This is a genomic window from Actinophytocola sp. KF-1, from assembly GCF_054661535.1.
Genome location: NZ_BAAFVK010000004.1, coordinates 262,539 through 281,718 on the forward strand (window position 1 = coordinate 262,539; position 19,180 = coordinate 281,718).

At 73.4% G+C, this 19,180-nt stretch carries 14 protein-coding genes and 1 pseudogene; 10 read left to right on the forward strand and 5 right to left on the reverse strand.

Annotation, left to right across the window (positions count from 1 at the left end):
* Positions 1-98 precede the first annotated feature (98 nt).
* A complete protein-coding gene (locus ACYQ77_RS14355) occupies positions 99-1,337 on the forward strand; it encodes an MFS transporter (RefSeq protein WP_459711254.1) in 1,239 nt (412 codons plus the stop codon).
* Here the strand turns inward: ACYQ77_RS14355 and ACYQ77_RS14360 are convergent.
* Positions 1,322-1,984 (reverse strand): response regulator transcription factor, encoded by a 663-nt coding sequence (locus ACYQ77_RS14360; protein ID WP_459711256.1) that lies wholly within the window; start codon positions 1,982-1,984, stop codon positions 1,322-1,324. The genes ACYQ77_RS14355 and ACYQ77_RS14360 overlap by 16 nt on opposite strands.
* Before the next feature lie 4 nt (positions 1,985-1,988).
* Entirely contained in the window at positions 1,989-3,179 is a 1,191-nt protein-coding gene (locus ACYQ77_RS14365) for a sensor histidine kinase (RefSeq protein WP_459711258.1), read from the reverse strand.
* Between the two features lie 132 nt (positions 3,180-3,311).
* Here ACYQ77_RS14365 and ACYQ77_RS14370 point away from each other — a divergent pair, with 132 nt between their 5' ends.
* From ACYQ77_RS14370 to ACYQ77_RS14385, 4 genes are all read left to right on the forward strand, one after another.
* Positions 3,312-3,614: a hypothetical protein gene (locus ACYQ77_RS14370; RefSeq protein ID WP_459711260.1), complete on the forward strand. Its 303-nt coding sequence runs from the start codon at positions 3,312-3,314 to the stop codon at positions 3,612-3,614.
* A gap of 87 nt (positions 3,615-3,701) precedes the next feature.
* Positions 3,702-4,379 (forward strand): response regulator transcription factor, encoded by a 678-nt coding sequence (locus ACYQ77_RS14375; protein ID WP_459711919.1) that lies wholly within the window; start codon positions 3,702-3,704, stop codon positions 4,377-4,379.
* A complete protein-coding gene (locus tag ACYQ77_RS14380; RefSeq protein ID WP_459711262.1) occupies positions 4,376-5,422 on the forward strand; it encodes a sensor histidine kinase in 1,047 nt (348 codons plus the stop codon). Before ACYQ77_RS14375 ends, ACYQ77_RS14380 begins: the two co-directional genes overlap by 4 nt.
* Before the next feature lie 40 nt (positions 5,423-5,462).
* On the forward strand, positions 5,463-6,932 hold the full coding sequence (locus ACYQ77_RS14385; RefSeq protein ID WP_459711263.1) for a DUF4153 domain-containing protein: 1,470 nt from the start codon (positions 5,463-5,465) through the stop codon (positions 6,930-6,932).
* Positions 6,933-7,002: 70 nt separating this feature from the next.
* Here the strand turns inward: ACYQ77_RS14385 and ACYQ77_RS14390 are convergent, their stop codons facing one another.
* Entirely contained in the window at positions 7,003-8,064 is a 1,062-nt protein-coding gene (locus ACYQ77_RS14390) for a GH25 family lysozyme (protein ID WP_459711265.1), read from the reverse strand.
* A gap of 124 nt (positions 8,065-8,188) precedes the next feature.
* Here ACYQ77_RS14390 and ACYQ77_RS14395 point away from each other — a divergent pair, with 124 nt between their 5' ends.
* Both ACYQ77_RS14395 and ACYQ77_RS14400 read left to right on the forward strand, forming a co-directional pair.
* The gene (locus ACYQ77_RS14395; RefSeq protein WP_459711267.1) at positions 8,189-11,245 is read left to right on the forward strand and encodes a P-loop NTPase fold protein; all 3,057 of its coding nucleotides are present in this window, start codon (positions 8,189-8,191) and stop codon (positions 11,243-11,245) included.
* 2,500 nt (positions 11,246-13,745) lie between these two features.
* Positions 13,746-14,102: pseudogene (locus tag ACYQ77_RS14400) on the forward strand (DUF7639 domain-containing protein); the annotation flags it as partial.
* A gap of 135 nt (positions 14,103-14,237) precedes the next feature.
* Here ACYQ77_RS14400 and ACYQ77_RS14405 read toward each other — a convergent pair.
* Together ACYQ77_RS14405 and ACYQ77_RS14410 are read right to left on the reverse strand one after the other, a co-directional pair.
* Positions 14,238-15,488 carry an NAD(P)-binding domain-containing protein gene (locus ACYQ77_RS14405; protein ID WP_459711268.1) on the reverse strand — a complete coding sequence of 417 codons (1,251 nt, stop codon included), beginning with the start codon at positions 15,486-15,488 and terminating at the stop codon, positions 14,238-14,240.
* Positions 15,489-15,493: 5 nt separating this feature from the next.
* On the reverse strand, positions 15,494-16,051 hold the full coding sequence (locus ACYQ77_RS14410) for an OsmC family protein (protein ID WP_459711271.1): 558 nt from the start codon (positions 16,049-16,051) through the stop codon (positions 15,494-15,496).
* A gap of 96 nt (positions 16,052-16,147) precedes the next feature.
* Here ACYQ77_RS14410 and metX point away from each other — a divergent pair, with 96 nt between their 5' ends.
* The 3 genes from metX to ACYQ77_RS14425 are packed head-to-tail and all read left to right on the forward strand — an operon-like array spanning position 16,148 to position 19,178.
* Positions 16,148-17,362 (forward strand): homoserine O-acetyltransferase MetX, encoded by a 1,215-nt coding sequence (gene metX / locus ACYQ77_RS14415; protein WP_459711273.1) that lies wholly within the window; start codon positions 16,148-16,150, stop codon positions 17,360-17,362.
* Complete coding sequence (locus ACYQ77_RS14420) at positions 17,359-18,696, forward strand: O-acetylhomoserine aminocarboxypropyltransferase/cysteine synthase family protein (RefSeq protein ID WP_459711274.1); 1,338 nt, start codon at positions 17,359-17,361, stop codon at positions 18,694-18,696. Before metX ends, ACYQ77_RS14420 begins: the two co-directional genes overlap by 4 nt.
* Positions 18,693-19,178 carry a CoA-binding protein gene (locus ACYQ77_RS14425; protein WP_459711277.1) on the forward strand — a complete coding sequence of 162 codons (486 nt, stop codon included), beginning with the start codon at positions 18,693-18,695 and terminating at the stop codon, positions 19,176-19,178. Before ACYQ77_RS14420 ends, ACYQ77_RS14425 begins: the two co-directional genes overlap by 4 nt.
* Positions 19,179-19,180: the final 2 nt, after the last annotated feature.

A 19,180-nucleotide genomic window follows, 5' to 3' on the forward strand; every position in this document is an offset into this window, starting at 1 on the left:
GCGCAGTGTCCCCCACGGCGTTCCCCGCGCGCACCCGGATTGCCGGTGGTCAGGAATCGAGAAGCACCCGGCCGCCGGTCCTCCCTACGGTGACATCCGTGCCACGCCACCACGTCGTCCCCGCCGGTTACCGGGACGTGCTCGCCAACCGGGTGTTCCGGCGCCTCGTCCTCGGTTTCGGGGTGTCCTACCTCGGCGACGGGATGAGCTTCGTCGCGGTCGCGTGGCTCGCGATCGAGCTGGCGCCTGCGGCGGACGCCGGGCTGTGGGTGGGGGCCGCGGTGGCGGCCTACACGCTGCCGGGGGTCGTCGGCGCGCTCGTGTTCGGCCGCCTGCTGCGGCGGCTGCCCGCGCGCAGGCTGCTGCTCGCCGACAACGTGGTGCGCGGCGTGTTCCTCGGCGCGGTGCCGCTCGCGTGGCTGACCGGGACGCTCACGCTGCCGCTGTACGTCGTGCTGCTGGCGGGGTCGTCGCTGCTGCACGCGTGGGGCAGCGCGGGCAAGTACACCGTGCTCGCCGAGCTGCTGCCCGCCGGGCAGCGGCTCGCCGCGAACACCGTCGTCAGCACGCTCAACTTCGCCGCGACCATCGCGGGCCCCGCGGTCGCCGGGCTCCTGGTGACCCACGTCAGCTCGGCGCTCGTGCTGGGGCTGGACGCGCTCACGTACACCTTCCTCGCGGTGGTCGTCCTGCGCACCCGGCTGCCGGCGTCCGGGCACGTCTCCCCCGTCGACGGGGCGGCGGCGCGCGGCGGGTTCGCGCTGCTGCGGTCGCACCCGGAGCTGCTCGGGCTGCTGGCGCTCACCTGGTTCTTCAACCTGCTGTACGGCCCGGTCGAGGTCGCCCTGCCGCTGCACGTCACGGAAGCGGGCGCGTCGAGCACCCTGCTCGGCGCCTACTGGATGCTGTTCGGTGTCGGCGCGGTGCTCGGCGGGCTCGCGGTCGGCACGCTGCGGCGGCTGCCGCTGTGGCCGGTGACCGTCGGCATCGTGGTCGCGTGGGGCGTGTGCCTGCTGCCGTTCGGCCTCGCCGCGCCGACGGTCGTCACGGTCGCGTGTTTCACCCTCGGCGGCGCGATCTACGGGCCGTTCGTCGCGCTGTCGGTGACGCTCATGCAGGCGACCGCGCCGCCGCGGCACCTGTCCGCGATGCTCGCCGCCCGCAGCGCGGCGCTGCTCACCGCGTCACCGCTCGGCGCCGCGCTCGGCGGGCCGCTCACCGCCGCGCTGGGCCCCGGCCGGACGCTCGGCGGGTCCGGGCTGGCCACCGTGGCGCTGGGCGGCGTCGCGTGCGTGCTGCTGGTGCGGCGGCGGCAGCGGGGTCAGGAGCCTGCCTGATCGGCGGGTGACACGATGCCGTGGTCGAAGGCGTAGACGATGGCCGCCGCGCGGTCCCGCAGGCCGAGCTTGGTGAAGATCCGGCCGATGTGGCTCTTCACGGTCAGCTCCGAGATGCGGAACGTCTGCGCGATCTCCCCGTTCGACATGCCGCGGCCGATCGCCCGCAGCACCTCGTGTTCCCGGCTCGTCAGCACCCCGGTCCCGGCGGCGGCGCTGGGCGTGCGCACGAGGCGGTACGCGGTCAGCACCCGCGCGGTGACGGCCGGGTCCAGCCACGAGCCGCCGCCCGCGACCGTGCGGACCGCGCGGATCAGGTCCTCCGCGGAGGAGTCCTTGAGGATGAACCCGGCGGCACCCGCGCGCAGCGCCCCGGACAGCATCTCGTCGTCGTCGAACGTCGTGAGCGCCAGCACGGGCGGGCCACCCGGGTGCTCGCGCAGCCGCCGGGTCGCCTCGATGCCGTCGACCCGCCGCATGCGCAGGTCCATCACCACGACGTCCGCGTCGGGCGGCTCGGCGGGCAGGTCGGCGCCGTCGGCGTACTCGGCGACGATCTCGAACCCGTCGCGGCGGCGGAGGATGCGGCGCAGCCCGGACCGGACCAGCTCCTGGTCGTCGACGAGCACCACGCGCACACAGGACATGCGGTCACCCTCCCCGTGGTCCGGTCGGCACGACCATCTCGACCTCCCACCGGCCCTGCGCGGGACCGGCGCGCAACGTGCCGCCGAGCTGTTCGGCGCGCGACGTCATGCCCGCGACGCCGGTGCCGCCGGTGCCGCCGGTGCCGGACGCCCGGCCGGCCAGCCGGTTGCTGATCCGCACCCGCGCCCGCCCGCAGCCGACGTCGAGCCGGACCCGCGCACGGGCGGACGGGGCGTGCTTGGCGACGTTCGCGAGCGACTCCTGCACCACGCGGTAGATGCCGAGGCCGACCGACCTCGGCAGCGCGTCGACGGCACCGCGCACCTCGTAGTCCACGGCGAGCCCGGCCGCGCGCAGGTCGGCGACGAGGTCGTCGACGTCGGCCGCCGTCGGCAGCGGGCGGGTGTCCTCCCGGCCGGTGGCGAGCACGCCGACGGTCCTGCGGATGTCGGCCATGGCGTCCCTGCCGATCCGTTCGGCGTCGGTCAGCGCGGCGATCGCGTCCTCGACGTCGCCGTCCTCGCGCAACGCCCGGCGCGCCCCGGTCACGTGCAGCAGCGTGACGCTCAGGGAGTGGCCGACGAGGTCGTGGATCTCCCGCGCGATGCGCTGCCGTTCCGCGAGCGTGGCCCGGTCGCGCTCACCGGCGCGGGCGGCCCGTTCGGCGGCGAGCGCCCGCATCTGCCAGCGCAGCATGCTGCCGACCACAGCGCCGAACACGACCTCGACCAGGCCGATCACCACCACGCCGCTGAACCCGCCGTCCACCACGAGCAGCACCAGCGACACCGCGGTGACGGCGAGCCCCGGCCCGGGACCGCTGGTGACCGTGACGTGCGCGACGAGGATGGCCAGCACGCCGGTCAGCGCGTCCGCGGGTCCCGGGGTCACCGTGTGCGCGGCCATCAGCCAGGCGACCGCGGTGAGCCCGCACAGGGCGAGCAGCCACCACGGCACCCACTCCATGCGCACGAACTGGACCACGTGCGGGACCACCACGAGCAGCACGGCCAGCGCCGCGGGCTGGAGCGGCGCCACGAGGTCGCGCTGCGCGGCACCCGTGCAGGCGGCCGCGATCTGGCCGACCGCGGACAGCACCGGGATCCACCACGGGTAGGCGAGACCGTGGGGCACGCCCTTCGTCTCGACCCTGGTGCGGGCCATCCTCGTCCACCGCACGACGGCACCGAGCATGTGATCAGGGTAGGCGCCGGTGGCGCGGCCGCCATCGTCTCCAGGTCGGGCCGCGGCTCCTACCGTGGTAGGAGCCGCCGTTGCCTACCCCGGGCCGATGACGGCCACGGCCGGCGCCCATAGCGTCGGATCATGAGCTGGCAGCGGACACACGACTGGTGGCGCGCGGTGCGGGAGGCCGAGGCGGCGCTCACCCGCGACCCGGACGGCGACCTGCCGTGGCACGCGGACTGGGCGGACCTGTTCGGTGACCGCCGCGGGCTCCTGCTCGCGTTGCGGTACCGGTGGTCGCTGCTGGTGGCGGCGCAGCTCGACCCGGAGCTGCCCGAGCACGTGCGCGAGCGGACGTGGCGGGACCTCACCACCCGGCACGCGGGCCTGCTGCGCGCGCTCGACCGGTTCGCCGAGCCCGCCGCGACGCGGCGGCACGCCTGACGCTCTCCACAGGATCTTCACATCTCGCACCGACCGTCTCCACGGCCGGTGCCTAGAGTCGGCGCCATGGAGCCAGGGAAGCGGCGCGTGCTGGTCGTCGAGGACGACGTCACCATCGCCGCGTCGATCACCGCACGCCTGACCGCCGAGGGGTTCGCGGTCGCGGTCGCGCACGACGGACCCGCGGCGGTGGCCGCCGACGCCGAGCACGAGCCGGACGTGGTGGTGCTCGACGTGATGCTGCCCGGGTTCGACGGCCTCGAGGTGTGCCGCCGGATCCAGGCACGCAGGCCGGTGCCGGTGCTCATGCTGACCGCCCGCGCCGACGAAACCGACATGCTCGTCGGTCTGGGGGTCGGCGCGGACGACTACCTCACCAAGCCGTTCTCGATGCGGGTGCTGACCGCGCGGGTGCACGCGCTGCTGCGCCGGGTCGAGCGCTCGGCGCGGGCCGACGGCGCCGAGGCGCGGATCGTGCTCGGCGACCTGGAGATCGACATCGACCAGCGCCGGGTGTCGCGCGGCGGGGTCCTCGCCCAGCTGACGCCCATCGAGTTCGACCTGCTCGTGCACTTCGCGCGCAGGCCGAAGGCGGTGCAGCCCAGGGAGCGGCTGCTCAGCGAGGTGTGGGACTGGGACGTGCACGCGCACGCGTCCGGCTCCCGCACGGTGGACAGCCACATCAAGGCGCTGCGGCGCAAGCTCGGCGCGGACCTCATCCGCACCGTGCACGGCGTCGGCTACGCACTGGAGGTCGGCCCGTGAGCAGGTTCCTCGCCAGGCTCGTCGACGCGCTCCCCCGGCCGCTGGACCCGATCCGGTCGATCAAGCTGAAGCTCGCCATCCTCATGGCCAGCTCCGGCGGCGTCGCGTTCGCGTTCTTCAACTCCCAGATCGGCTGGCTGCCGCCGCGCACCACGATCACCGCGATCGCGCTGGCGCTGATCACGTCGCAGATCCTGGCGCACGGGATGACGCGGCCGCTGCGGGAGATGACGGCCGCCGCCCGCGCGATGGCCAGGGGCGACTACACCCGGCGCATCCGCGCCACCACCCGCGACGAGGTCGGCGAGCTGGCGGTCGCGTTCAACCAGATGGCCGCCGACCTCGACGCGGCCGACCAGCAGCGCCGCGAGCTGATCGCGAACGTCTCCCACGAGCTGCGCACCCCGATCACCGCGTTGAACGGCGTGCTCGAGAACCTGGTCGACGGGGTCGCGAAGCCCGACCCGGCGACGCTGCGGACCGCGCTCGCCCAGACCGAGCGGCTCGGCCTGCTCGTCACCGAGCTGCTGGACCTCTCCCGCATCGACGCGGGCGCGTTCCCGCTGGACCTGGACGAGTTCGACCTCGAGGTGCTGCTCGACGAGGTCGTCGCGGAGGCCGAGGTGATGGCGGCGGCCGTCGGCAGGGGCGTCCGGTTCGTCGTCGAGGTCGACCCGCCCGGGGCGCACGTGGTGGCCGACCGGGGGCGGCTCCACCAGGTCGTGCTGAACCTGCTCGACAACGCGGCCCGGCACGGTCCGGCGGGCGGCAAGGTGCACGTCTGCGCGGCGGCCCGCAAGGACGACGTGGTGATCGAGGTCCGCGACGAGGGACCCGGCATCCCGCCCGAGGACCGTGCCCGGGTCTTCGAACGGTTCACCCGCGGTGAGCGCGCCGGTGGCGGCGGCACCGGGCTGGGCCTCGCGATCGCCAGGTGGGTGGTCGACCTGCACGGCGGCACGATCGGCGTCGTCGCGCCCGAGGAGCTGCCGCCCGGCGAGCCGGAGGGCTGCCGCATCCGCGTGGTCCTCCCCACCCACTGAACCTCTTTTCCCCGCTCCGCGACACTTCCGGGAGACACCCATGCCTGACGTCGACACCCCGATGCTGCTGCGCCCCCGCACGCCGTCCCGGTCGGCCACGGTGCCGGTGCCGCCGACGTTGCTGCCCGCCGTGGCGGTGGCCGGGGTGGCGGGCGCGGTGCTGCTGCCGCTGGACCGCCCCGGCCTCGGCTGGCCGCTGACGGGGCTGGTGGTCGTGGCGGCCGTCGTCTGGTCCCACCGCCGGTCCGGCACGCCGTCGCGGTTCACCCGGATGAGTCCGGTGTGGACGGCCGCCACCATCGTCCTGCCGGCCACCGGTGCCGTGCGCGCGTCGGAGTGGTTGTTCGCGCTGTGCGTGCTCGCCGCGTGTGTGACCGGGTCGCTCGCGGTGGTCGGCGGGCGGACGGCGACGTCGGTGCTGTACGAGGTGTTCGCGGTGCCGATCGAGGCGCTGCGATCGCCGCCGTGGGTGGGCCGCGCGCTCCGGCAGCGCACGGAGGGCGGCGACACCGAGGCGCGGCGGCGGATCGCGGTGGCCGTGCTGGCGTCGCTGGTGCTGCTGGCGGTGTTCGTGCCGCTGCTGAGCGCGGGCGACGCCGCGTTCGCGCACGTGGTGGCATCGATGACACCGGACCTCGGCGCGGACACGTTCGCCGGGTGGGTCGTCGCGTTCGGCGTGGCCGCGTTCTTCGTGGTGGGCGCGTTGTACCTGCTGGCGGCGCCGCCTCGGGCCGGGGACGAGGGCGTGGCACGGCGGCGGCTCGCGCACCGCGTGGAGTGGGCGCTGCCGCTGGGCGTGCTGGTGGCGTTGTTCGCGGTGTTCGTGGCGGTGCGCATGGTGGTGCTGTTCGGTGGCGCGGACTACCTGCACCGCACCATCGGCCTCACGGCGGCGGACTACGCCCGGAGCGGTTTCTGGCAGTTGTGCGTGGCGACGGTGCTGACGCTCGCGCTGGTCGGGGCCGCGTTGCGGTGGGCGCCGAACAGCACGGCGGCGGACCGGGCGTGGCAGCGCGGGCTGCTCGGTGCGCTCAGCGCGCTGAGCCTGGTGCTGGTGGCGTCGGCGCTGAGTCGCATGTGGACCTACCAGGAGGCGTACGGGTTCACCGTGCTGCGGCTGCTGGTGGAGGTGTGCGAACTGTGGCTGGGCGCGGTGTTCGTGCTGGTGCTGGTGTCCCTGGTGCGGCTGCGCCCGGCGTGGCTGCCACGAGCGGCCGTCGGCGCGGCGGTCGTCGCGCTGCTGGCGCTGGTGGCCATCGACCCGGAACGCTTCATCGCGGACCGCAACATCGACCGCGCGGAACAGGGCATGCCGCTGGATGTCGAGTACCTCGGCCGCTTCTCCACGGACGTCGTCCCCGCCGCGGAACGTCTCCCGGAACCACAGCGCTCGTGCGTCCTGCGCATGGTGACCACCTACCTCCCGGACGACGACTGGACCACGTGGAACGCGAGCCGGGCGGCGGCGTCGGACGTCCCGCTCGCCACCACCGAGGGCACGTGGTGCTGAGGCACTGCGGGCATGGCCATCACCCGGCAGCTCGCCCGAAACCGGCCACGGGCCCGGGTACCACGAGCCCCTAGTCGTAGGCGTCCTGGTTCAGGAAGCGGGCGAAGGCACGCCACGAATGGGGGCCCATGACACCGTCGACGGGCCCGGTGTAGCCCCATTGCCTGCCGAGGCGTTGCACCGCGGACCACGTGTTGACGCCGGGCACGCCGTCGACGGGACCGGTGTAGCCGTACTCGCGCATGGCGCGCTGCAACGCCATGTACGTGTAGGTGCCGGGCACGCCGTCGATCGGGCCGGTGTAGCCCCACGCCATCGACAGCCAGTGCTGCGCGCGCTGCCAGAACACCGGGCCCGGCACACCGTCCTGTTCGGTCGTCGTCTTGGGCAGACCCGGCGGTTCGCCCGGGGTCACGGGGTCGAACGCGCCGGGCCGGGCCACGTTCAGGTCGACGCGGACGCCGTTCACCGCGCCGTTGGACGTGTACTGGTGCGCGCTCCACGACGGGTACGCGCCGCCGAGGTCGGGTTCGCCGGGGTAGCTCCCGTCGTTGGCGCCCCACGACGCGACCCACAGCTTCGCGCCGGTGGCGATCGTGCGCGGCCACGAACCCGACCGGAGGTCGGACGCGCCGATGTAGAGCCACGGCACGTGGTCGCCGACGCGGGCGTGCACGCGGGTGAAGAACGCCGCCACCTCGCCGTCGTGCCACAGGCGGGTCGAGTCGTCGAGCACCTCGTCGTCCAGGGCGAGCACGTCGCCGCGGCGGTAGTCGTGGAGGTGGTCGGCGAAGTGGTCGGCCGCCTGCTCCGGGGTGGAGAAGTCGCCGGACAGCCAGTAGTGCCCGACGCGGAGACCCGCGGCGCGTGCCGCCGTCACCTGTGGCCGGTAGTGCGGGCTGACGTACGGGCCCTCGGCGAGCTGCGACCCGCCCGCCTTGACGATGGCGAACGTGTGGCCGGCGGCACGGGCCGCCGCGAAGTCGATGCCCGCCTGCCAGGTGGCCACGTCGAGACCGCTGACCACGCCCGGCGGCACGGCGGCGGCCGCGGCCGGTGCCGCGACGACGAGCACGGCGCCCGCGGCCGCGGTGCCGTGCAAGAAAGTCCGCCTGCTGATCGCGCCTGCCATCCACGGGCTCCCGTCGTCCGAGGTGCGTGCGCCACGAACGTAAGGACGGCGGCGAGGCGGGCACATCACGTGTTCGACCGACGGCCATTCGGCGCAACGAGGCGGGGATAGGAGACTGTCCCCCGTGAACGAGGCCGAGGAAGCTGTTCTCGTCGCCGCGGCGGACGGCTACGGCGTGATGGAGTTCGCCGGCGTGCTCCGGTCCGTCGTCGGCGGCGAACCCCGCGTCCGGCGCGACGGCGTCGCGCTGACCGTCACGCTGACGAACAGCCTGTTCGGCCTGCCCGGCGCCATCGCGCGTGCCCTGCCGGACAGCACGAAGGCACGCGTGGTCGTCCACCGCACCGAAGGAACGGCGATGGACCTGCTCGGGTCGCAGGACCTGCGGGGTGACCTGAGCGGCACTTACGACCGCACGGTGGCCGCGTTCTTCACCGACGAGGTCGTCGACCTGCTCGGCGAGGAGCCACCGGCGCGGTTTCGCCGGACGACCATCGAGACCCGCTTCGCCGACGTCGGCGGCTTCGTGCTCGTGATCGGGGTGGCGCCATCCGCGCGGGCGAACGGGATCGTGTCGCTGTCGGTCGCGGGCGACCGCGCCGCGGTCGGCCACACGAACGGCCTCGTCGAGGTGTGGGACCTCGGCACGGGCGACCAGGCACGCGGATTCCGCTCCGCCCGGCACCCGGTCGTCGGGATGTTCCCGGACGGGCACGTGATCACGGTGGACGACCGGGGCGGTGCCATCTGGCGGGACGCCCACGACCGGCGAGGCATCGGCACGCGCGCCGCGTCGCCGTCGGCGCTGGTGGTCCACCCCGACGGCGTGCGGTTCGCCCTCGGGTACGCGGAAGGCCACGTCGAGTTGTGGTCGGCGACGGATGGCCGGGCCGACAAGCACATGCGGTTGGCGGAGTCCCCCGTGTCGGCGCTGGCCGCCACCGACGAGTGGCTGTTCGCCGTGCACGACGGCGTGATCTGGCGTACGGACTGGGCCGGGCAGGGCGGGCGTCCGCTCCACGGTCCTGGTGACCCGGCGCAGGTCCTCGCCACCGGGCCGAACGTCCTGCTGTCGGGCGGACCGGACGGCGCGGTGCGCACGTGGGACATGGGCACCGGCATGCGGCTCGCCTCGTTCGAGACCGGCGCCGAGGTCGTTGCCCTGACGACGACACCGGACGGCCACCAGGTCGTCACCGGGCACCCGGACGGCACGCTCCGCCGGTGGGACGCGCGGGGAAATCCCGTGGGGACAACGATCAGCGCACACGGCGGACCCGTCACCGGCCTGGCGACCACGGTCGACGGGCGGGTGCTCGTCTCCACCGGCGACGACGGGGAGCTGCGCCGGTGGTACGCCGACAGCGGTGCCGAGGTGGTCGGCGCGGTGACCCTGCCGGAACGGCTGGCGGAGGTCGTCAGCGACGTCGAGAGCGCGGAGGACCGGCTCGGCGTCGGCGTGGACGTGCAGGTCCTCGCCGCGGTGCTGGCCGCGCTGTCCACCACGCCGCCGCTGTCGATCGCGCTGCTCGGGGACTGGGGCGCCGGGAAGTCCAGCTTCATGCGGCAGCTGCGGGAACGGGTGAGCGAGCTGGCCGGCCGCGCGGCGCGCACGGAGGGGCGGCACGCGTTCGCCGCCACCGTCCGCCAGGTCACCTTCAACGCGTGGCACTACAGCGACGACCACCTGTGGGTCGGGATCGTCGAGCACCTCTTCCGGGAGCTGCGCGACCAACCCGCCGCGGCCGCGGACACCACCGAGGTGTCCCAGCTCGAGGCGCGGCTCGAAAGCGAGGGCGCCGAACGGGACCGGCTCGAGCGGGACCTCGACGCCGTGCGGCGGGTGGACGCGCGCCGCGGCTGGTTCCTCGCGCCGGTGCGGAGCTGGGCCGTCTTCCGCGCCACGGTCACCGGGGCGTGGCGGGAACTGTGGTCCGGCGGGTGGCGGTTGTGGCTCGGGCTCGCCGTGCTGGCGGGCGGGATCGGCGTCGCCGTGCTCGGACAGCAGCTGATCGGGATCGTGGCCGGGGTGCTCGGCCCCGCGATCGCGGTGTGGAGCCAGGTCCGGCACTACGTCGACACCGCGCGCGAACGGTTGCTGGCCCGCAAGGCCGAACTGGACGACGACATCCGCGCCACCGCGGACAAACTCGACGAGCTCGACCCGGCACGGCGGCTGGACCGGCTGCTCACCGAGATCACCGCGGAGGACCGCTACGCGACCTTCCGCGGCCTCACCGGGCGGATCCACCACGACCTGCGCCGCCTGAGCACCGACCTCGCGACCGCGCGCGCGAGGTGGGACGGCGACGGCGCTCCCCCGCTGCAGCGGATCGTCCTGTACGTCGACGACCTCGACCGCTGCACGCCGGCGCGGGTGGTGGACGTGCTGCAGGCCGTGAACCTGTTGCTCACCATGGACCTGTTCATGGTCGTGGTGGCCGTCGACCCCCGCTGGCTGCTGCGGTCCCTCGACGCCCACCACGGCGGCCTGTTCGGACCGGACACCGGCCCGGTCGCGTACCTCGACAAGATCTTCCACATCCCGTTCGCGTTGCGCCCCATGGGAAACCACGCGGTGGCGTTCCTGCACTCGCTGCTGCCGGACGCCGAACCGGAACCGGTCGCCGCGCCACCCGCCGACTGGGCGCTGACCACCCCCGCCGCCGAGTCCGGACCGGGCACGTCCGCGCCGTCGCGGCCGGTCCCGGCGCCCGTGGTCGCGCCGGTCCGGACCGCGCCGGTGGTCACGGCGGAGGGGTTGCGGATCACCGCGGCCGAACGCGAGTTCCTCGGCCGCCTCACCCCGCTGCTCACCACCCCGAGGGCGATCAAGAAGCTGACGAACCTGTACCGGCTGCTGCGCCTGTCCGTGCCGCGGGACGCCCTCGCCGCGTTCCTGGACGGCCCCTACCAGGCCGCCGCGCTCCTGCTCACCGCGCTGGCGGGCGCGCCGCACGAGGCCCGCGCCCTGCTGACGCACCTGGCGGCCTCGTCGGCGGACGACGTCACCGACGCGCTGAAGGCGGCCGGGTCACCGCTGGCCACCCGGCTCGCCGACCTGGTGGGGGCGATCGGCGCGGACATGCCCGTCCACACCGACGCCGCCACCTACCGCCGGTGGGCCGGTGAGGTGGCCCGCTTCGGCTTCGAGACGTACGACCTCTACCCCGGCGGGTGACCCGGGCTCGAGCGCGGACGGGAACGCGACGGCAGCCAGGTGCCACGAGGTGCGGAACGAGGAGATGCCCTCCCACGCGACCCGGGTGCTGGTCGAGAACGCCTGGCGGGCCTGGGCGAGCAGGTGCAGCGCGGACGTGTCCCGCCACCGCGCCTGCTCCGCGGCCTCGTCGAAGAAGTCGAGCACGGTGGCGGCGTAGTAGAGGAAGCACGCCAGCTCACCGGCCAGCTTGAGGAACGCCCCCGCCGCCGCGGTGGTCGACTCCAGGCGCGCCCGGGACCCAGCCGCCGGGAGCACCGCGTCGACGAGGCTCATCAGCGACGCCGCGTCGACGTGGCGGTCCCGCACTCCCGCGCACACCAGCAGGAACCGGCCGACGTCGGGTTCCAGGTCGAGCCGCCGGGCCGCGACGCTGATCGCCCGCGCCTTGCGCACGACGTCCTGCGCGACCAGGCGGGTGGCGATCCGGGACAGGCCGGTCGGCCCGTCGGCGTCCTGCGCGTCGAGCACGAGGCGCGCCACCCGGATGAGGTCGCGCGGCAGCCCGCCGGACAGGGCGAAGCAGAGTTGCTTGAACGGCAACGGCATCAGCACCACCCGGCGGTCGATGCTCGCGATCGCCTCGTCGGTGGTGAGGTGCTCGAACCAGACGATCTCGTCGAAGGTGCTGTCGAAGACGTCCCGGAACGGCAGCCCGCGCCGCTCGAAGCTGCTCATCGCCTCCTCGGACACGGAGACGAGGAAGTAGCAGCCGCGGACCCCGAAGACGCTCTTGATCTCGTTGAGGAACTGCTCCGCGGCGGCCTCGGACTCCATTTTGTCCAGCTCGTCGATCCCGACGAGCACCCGGTGATCGCGTGCCGCCAGCTCGAGGAACTCGCGGAGGGAGTCGACGATCTCGGGCAGGTGCAACGGCTGCCGGGTGAGCCCGCGGCCGCCGCCGACCGTGGCCTCGAGCCCGAGCGGCACCTTCACCGCGCCGGACCACGTCGAGCTGAACGACTGCTGGAACCGGATCTCCTCCAGCCGTTCCGCGGCGACCTCACGCAGCCCCCGCCCCGGCACCCGCCGCGGGGAGCCGCCCGCCGTGCTCCCGATCAGCACCGTTCCGCCGACGACGAGGACGAGCGCCCACGCCACCTGACCGGGGACGTGCACGTCCGCGTTGTACAGCACCACGAGCGCCCCGCCGGCCAGGACGGCGAGCAGCCCGGACGCGAGCAGCTTCAGCCGACCCCGCCCGCGCCGCACGGTGGCGGCCACGTCCAGCCCGGGCCCGATGGCGGCGCGGCAGACCTTCGCGTACAGGTGGAGGAGGAACTCCCGCGACGAGTACTCGACCGGCGCGGACACCATGGTCGCCAGCGTCCTCGCGGACCGGGGACCGGCGCAGTGGGACTCGATCAACGTGGTCTTCCCGGCCCCGCGCGCCCCGGCCAGCCCGATGCTGCCGCCCGGCATCGTGTCCAGCAGTTTCGCGACCCGCGCTGCCGCGGCCGTCGACACCAGGTAGGCGGGGTCGGACAGCTGCCCCAGCCCCGGCGCGTCCCGCACGTCGATCTCCACGTCGAGCACCTGCGTGTACCGGTTGATCTCGGCGCGGAGGAACGGCAGGATCGCCACCTCCGTGAGCTCCTCGGACACCCGGTGCAGGGCGACCAGGTGGTCCTGTTCGAGGAGCCGGACGGGGCGGAACCAGAAGCCGAGCAGCGCCGCCGAGGCGCTCAACCCGATCAGTGCGAGACCGGCGTACAGCAGCTCCGGGTTCGGCGTCGCGACGTCCACGGCCCGCCACCCCTGATCCAGCGCCGCGAACAAGACGGCCGTCACCAGGAAGAGGCCGATGGTGCGGCCGACCGAACGGCCCCGCTCGACGACGACCTGGACGAGCGTCAGCACGGGCAGCGCGTCGCGCTCCTCCCAGAAGGTTCGTGCGAAGGGCACGGCGACGAGGAACACCCCTGCCAGGATCAACAGGGCCTGGTCCGGTGCGCCGGCGCGCGCCGGGGCATCCGCGTCGATCAGCGCGGTCACCGCCAGGCCGGACAACACCATGGCCGTCGCCGCCACGGCGGGCACCACGAACAGCCCGACGATCCGCCACTCCCGCTCGAACTCCTCGAACCTCGACTCGACCACCGGCAGCCGGGTGACCAGCGCGAGGGCCACGAGGACCATGGCGATGACGAGCAGCGGGTAGTCGGGGGTCACCCCCGCCGGTCCCGGTTCGGGCACGAGCCACGCGCCCATGACGAGCAGGAGCCCGGCGAGCGCGCCGGAATGCTGCTTCCACGACGACGTGACCAGGTCACGCAACTCCGCCAAGGCGAACGGGAGGCGCATCACCCGGAGGTGGCGCCAGGCGGCGGTGTCGTAGTCGTGCGCCACGTGCGTGGCCCCGCGCCAGAGCCGGTCGCTCTCCCCCGTGCACCGGTCGCGGAGGTAGCGCTCGTCGATGCCGTGCGCCTGCCGGAGGCTCCCCTTGATCTCGTCGGTGCCGATGGCGGCGACGACCAGGTCCTCGAACAGCCGCTGCCGGAGCCGCGGGGATTCGGTCACATCGAGGTCGATCGCCGTCCCCCGGCCGGGTGTTACGCGTCGCCGTAGGCTTGCCGCCGTGGGGTGTTCCGACAGTATTTTCCGCGAGGTGGACAGCGAGCACGTCGAGGGCACCTGGCGCCCGGTCTTCGTCAGGAACGGGGACACCTACCACCTGACCGACCGGCTCGCGGGCAGGCACGACTCGACCGAGCGCTGCCTGGCCGCGGCCGACGCGTACCGCCGCGACCAGACGGAGGCGAACCGGGCGGCGCTGCGCGCGGCGAACCGGGCGATCCCGGAGCACATGCGGATGTACGCCCTCGGCGACATGGACGGAAAGGACGGCCCCCTCCGCGCGCTCGCGTTCGACGAGCGGCAGCGCGCCCGCATCGCCGAGGCCGAAAACCCCCACCAGGCAAAGCGACTGGCCGAAGCGTCCCCTCGGCCGCGCTCAGGCGCGAGAACCTGTGACGGCACCCAGGTACCCGGCGAGGTGACCGACCACGTCCCGGGCGTCGTCCTCGATGCCGTGCAGGAAGGTGGACTTGCGGCGGCGGAGGACGGGAAGGCCCAGCGCGTACAGGCCGGGGCTGTCGACGACACCGCCGTCGTGGCGCAGGTGGCCCTTCTCGTCGACCACCGGCACGTCCAGCCAGCTGTAGTCGGGGCGGAAACCCGTCGCCCACACCACGGTCCGGATCTCGCCGCCGCGCAGGTCCACGCGCAGCCGCGTCCGCTCGGGCACGCGGGTCGGCTCGAAGCGTTCCGGTGGCTTGACGTCGCTGTCGCGTCCGGTGGCGCGGGCCCACTCGTCGAAGGTGTTCAGCAGCCGGTCCATCTTGAGGTCGGCCAACGCCACCACGTTGCGGAGACCACCGGAGAACAGCAGCTCCCCGTCGCGCACGGCCGCCGAACGGCCGACCAGCTCCACGCCCATGTCCGTCAGCGCGTTGATGTCGAGCGACGTCCGGTCCCGGGTGCCCGCGAGCTGCGGCGACCCCAGCCTCCTGGCGCGGGTCAGGTCCGGCACCTCGTCGTAGCGCTGGTCCCAGACACCCGCGGCGTCCATCCACCACAGCACGTCGCGGCCCCGGTACAGCCGCGGCATCCGCACGTGCTCCCCTGTGGACAGTGTGACCGGCCGCCCCGACCGCCGGATCTCCGCCGCCAGCTGCACGCCGGTCGCCGACGCGCCGACGACGAGCACGCCGCCGTCGGGCAGCGCGTCCGCGCCGCGGTAGGTGAACGGCGTGACCTGTTCGACGGTCGCGGGCACGGCCGCCGCGAGCTTCGGCACGGCCGGCAGGTTGCAGGCCCCGCTGGCGATGACCACCGTGCGGCAGGCGATCTCGCCGCGATCGGTGACCACGTGGTAGCCGTCGCCGGTGCGCCGCAACGACGTCACCCTCGTGCCGGTGCGCACGGGCGCGCCCGTGCGCACCGCGAAGCGGTCGATGAACTCGACCACCTCGCCCATCGTCATGTAGCCGTCGGGGTCGGGCCCGTCGTAGCCGTGGCCAGGCAACCGGCTCTGCCAGTTGGGGGTGAGCAGCCGCAGCGTGTCCCAGCGTTCGGTCCGCCAGGAGTTCGCCACCACACCGCGCTCGAGCACGACGTGGTCGAGCCCGCGCGCGGTGAGGAAGTGGCTCGCGGCCAGGCCGGCGTGGCCCGCCCCGATGACGACCGTGGTGGTGCGTTCCAACGGGCTCAGACGACCTCGACGGTGACGTCCGTCGGGTTGGTCAGCGCGTCGAACACCGCGGAGCGCTTCTGCGACTGGGCGACCAGCGCCTCGATGTCCTCTTTGGACGCGTCGGCGTCGATGTTGAACGTGACCTTGATGCCGTTGTAGCCGTTGCGGACGTCGCTGTCGGCGCCGAGGATGCCGCGGATGTCGTGCGCGCCCTCCAGCGTCGCCTCGACGGAACGCAGCTGGATGCCGCGGTTCTGCGCGACGGACGCCACGCCCGCCGTCAGGCAGCTCCCGAGCCCGACCAGCAGGTACTCGATCGGCGTGATGCCGTGGTCCTCGGCGGCGAAGACCTCCGGGTGGTCGGCGGTGAACGTCGACTCCGCCTTGTGGGTCTGCTCCGCGCCGAGCCCGAAGTAGTCCTTGACGGTCGAGGTGGTGTGCACGCCGTTCTCCCACCGCGTGGTCGACCGCCACGTGAACTGGGCGGCCTCCGGTGCGGACTTGAGCGCCTCGCGCGCGTCGAGCAGAGCCTGGACGTTGACCCCGTTGTCGATGCTGTCGATCGTCGTCATGTGACGGACCGTACACCGCCGCTGACCTGCGTCTCAGACTCCGGGACGGGCTCCGGCACCGGTCGCGGAACCGGCCGTGCGGCCTATGATGCGCGCATGGTGATCGCGTCGACGCTAACGCCCGGTTCGGTCGGCGAGGTGGAGACGCGGTACCTCGACCTGCCCGGTCCGGTGCGCCTCGACAGCGGCCGGGAGCTGCACCCGGTCCGCGTCGCGTACGAGACGTACGGGACGTTGTCCCCCGAGCGGGACAACGTGATCCTCGTGTGCCACGCGCTGAGCGGCGACGCGCACGCCGCCGGTTCGTCGGCCGTGCCGCCGGACGCAGGCACCCGCGACGGGTTCGGCGCGGAGGACCGCGACGGCGCCGCGGGCGCGGGTCTCGGCTGGTGGGACGGCATGATCGGGCCCGGGAAGGCGTTCGACACCGACCACTTCTTCGTCGTGTCCACGAACCTGCTCGGCGGCTGCCGCGGCACGACCGGCCCGTCGTCGACCGACCCGGCCACCGGGGAGCCGTACGGCCCGGACTTCCCGGTGCTCACGGTCGCCGACATGGTCCGCACCCAGCGCGCGTTCCTCGACGAGCTGGGCATCGAACGGCTCGCGGCCGTGGCCGGCGGCTCGCTCGGCGGGATGCAAGCCCTCGAATGGGCGGTCAACTACCCCGGCCAAGTGGACGCGATCGTCGTCATCGCCAGCACGCACGCCCTGCACCCGCAGGGCATGGCGTGGAACGCGATCGCCCGTGAGTCGATCATGCGGGACCCGGACTGGCAGGGCGGCCGCTACTACGGCACGGGCCGCCGCCCGGACGCGGGCATGGGCGTGGCCCGGATGGTCGGGCACGTCACCTACCTCTCCGCGCCCGCGCTGCACGACAAGTTCGGCCGCAGGCTGCAGTTCGCCGACGACATCCGGTACACGATCACCGAACCCGAGTTCGAGGTCGAGAACTACCTGCGCCACCAGGCGAACTCGTTCGTCAAGCGCTTCGACGCCAACACCTACCTGACGATGTCGCGCGCGCTGACCTACTTCGACCTCGCGCGGCAGTACGGCGGCGGTTCGCTCACCAGGGCGCTCGACGGCGTCTCGGCGCGCACGCTGCTGATCACCTTCAGCTCCGACTGGCTGTACCCGCCGTCGGCGTCCGAGGAGATCCACGATGCACTGGCGGCGCTGGGCAAACCGGTCGAGCTGCACCTGATCGAGGCCCCGTACGGGCACGACTGTTTCCTGCTGGAGGAGGCGCGGCAGACGCCGATCGTCCGGCGGTTCCTGAGCGAGGACGGAAAGAGGTACCGGTGACCGACGACTCCCCCCGGATCGAGCCGGAGCACGAGTTCGGGTTCGAGACCCGGCAGCTGCACGCCGGGCAGCGGCCCGACCCGAACACGGGCGCACGCGCGGTGCCGATCTTCCAGACGACGAGCTACGTGTTCGAGGACCCCGAGTCCGCGGCCGCCTACTTCAACCTGCAGGAGTACGGGAACACCTACTCCCGCATCATGAACCCGACCGTCGCGGTGTTCGAGGAACGCGTCGCGAACCTGGAGGGCGCGGCGGGCGGCGTGGCGTTCGCGAGCGGCATCGCGGCGCAGGCGGCCGCGCTGTTCACGCTGCTGCAGCCCGGTGACCACGTGGTGTCGTCGTCGGCGCTGTACGGCGGGACGGTGAACCAGCTCAAGCACCTGCTGCGCAAGATGAACGTCGAGCTGACCTGGGTCGACCCCGACGACCTCGACGCGTGGCGCGCCGCGGTGCGGCCCGCGACCAAGGCGTTCTTCGCGGAGACCATCGGCAACCCGGCGGGCAACGTCCTCGACATCGAGGCGGTCGCGGCGATCGCGCACGAGCACGAGCTGCCGTTGATCGTCGACAACACGTTCGCCACGCCGTACCTGTGCCGCCCGATCGAGTGGGGCGCGGACATCGTGGTCCACTCGGCCACCAAGTTCCTCGGCGGGCACGGCACGAGCATCGGCGGCGTCGTGACGGAGGCGGGCACGTTCGACTGGTCCAACGGGCGGTTCCCCGTCGTCGCGGACCCGTCCCCCGCCTACCACGGGTTGCGGTTCCACGAGACGTTCGGGACGTACGGGTACCTGATGAAGCTGCGGGCCGAGACGCTGCGCGACCTCGGCGGCGCGCTGTCGCCGTTCAACGCTTTCCTGTTCCTGCAAGGGATGGAGACGTTGTCGCTGCGGATGGAACGGCACGTGGAGAACGCGCGGCGGGTGGCGGGGTTCCTGTCGGCGCACGACCTGGCGTCGCGGGTGAGCTACCCGGGGCTGCCGGACAGCCCGTACCGGCCGCTGGTCGAGAAGTACCTGCCCCGCGGTGCCGGCGCGGTGTTCTCGTTCGACGTCGCGGGCGGCCGCGACGGCGGCCAGGCGTTCATCCGCGGCCTGAACCTGTGGTCCCACCTGGCGAACGTCGGCGACGCGAAGAGCCTGGTCATCCACCCGGCCAGCACCACGCACCGGCAGCTGTCCGACGAGGAGCTGACCGCGGCGGGCGTCGGCCCGGGCACGGTCCGGCTGTCGGTGGGCACCGAGTCGGCCGACGACCTGATCTGGGACCTCGAACAGGGCTTCGCCCACGTCGCCGCCACCGTGCGCGAGGAGGTCGCGACCGCATGACCACCGTCCCGGAGCGCTACCAGGACCCGCTCGCCATCCAGCGCGTGCTCAACACGGCACGCACGATCGCGATCGTGGGGCTGTCGAACAACGAACTGCGGGCGAGCTACTTCGTCGGCTACTACCTCAAACGGCACGGCTACCGCGTGCTACCGGTGAACCCGAGGGCGACGGAGATCCTCGGCGAGACCAGCCACCCGAGCCTGCTGGACGTGCCGGGGCCGGTGGACATCGTCAACGTCTTCCGCGCGCCGGACGCGCTGCCGGAGATCGCCGAGCAGGCGGTGCGGATCGGCGCGGGCGCGCTGTGGTGCCAGTTCGGTGTGATCAACGAGGCGGGCGGCCGGACCGCGGAGGACGGCGGCGTCACCGTGGTCATGGACCGCTGCATCAAGGTGGAACACGCCCGGTATGTGGGCCGCATGCACTGGCTCGGCTTCAACACGCAGCGCATCACGTCGGTCCGGACCGGCCTCCAGTAGCG

Coding starts and splice junctions, on each gene's coding strand:
- ACYQ77_RS14385 (WP_459711263.1), top strand. CDS start 5,463: ATGCCTGACGTCGACACCCCGATGCTGCTGCGCCCCCGCACGCCGTCC.
- ACYQ77_RS14360 (WP_459711256.1), bottom strand. CDS start 1,984: ATGTCCTGTGTGCGCGTGGTGCTCGTCGACGACCAGGAGCTGGTCCGG.
- ACYQ77_RS14425 (WP_459711277.1), top strand. CDS start 18,693: ATGACCACCGTCCCGGAGCGCTACCAGGACCCGCTCGCCATCCAGCGC.
- ACYQ77_RS14390 (WP_459711265.1), bottom strand. CDS start 8,064: ATGGCAGGCGCGATCAGCAGGCGGACTTTCTTGCACGGCACCGCGGCC.
- metX (WP_459711273.1), top strand. CDS start 16,148: ATGGTGATCGCGTCGACGCTAACGCCCGGTTCGGTCGGCGAGGTGGAG.
- ACYQ77_RS14410 (WP_459711271.1), bottom strand. CDS start 16,051: ATGACGACGATCGACAGCATCGACAACGGGGTCAACGTCCAGGCTCTG.
- ACYQ77_RS14365 (WP_459711258.1), bottom strand. CDS start 3,179: ATGCTCGGTGCCGTCGTGCGGTGGACGAGGATGGCCCGCACCAGGGTC.
- ACYQ77_RS14370 (WP_459711260.1), top strand. CDS start 3,312: ATGAGCTGGCAGCGGACACACGACTGGTGGCGCGCGGTGCGGGAGGCC.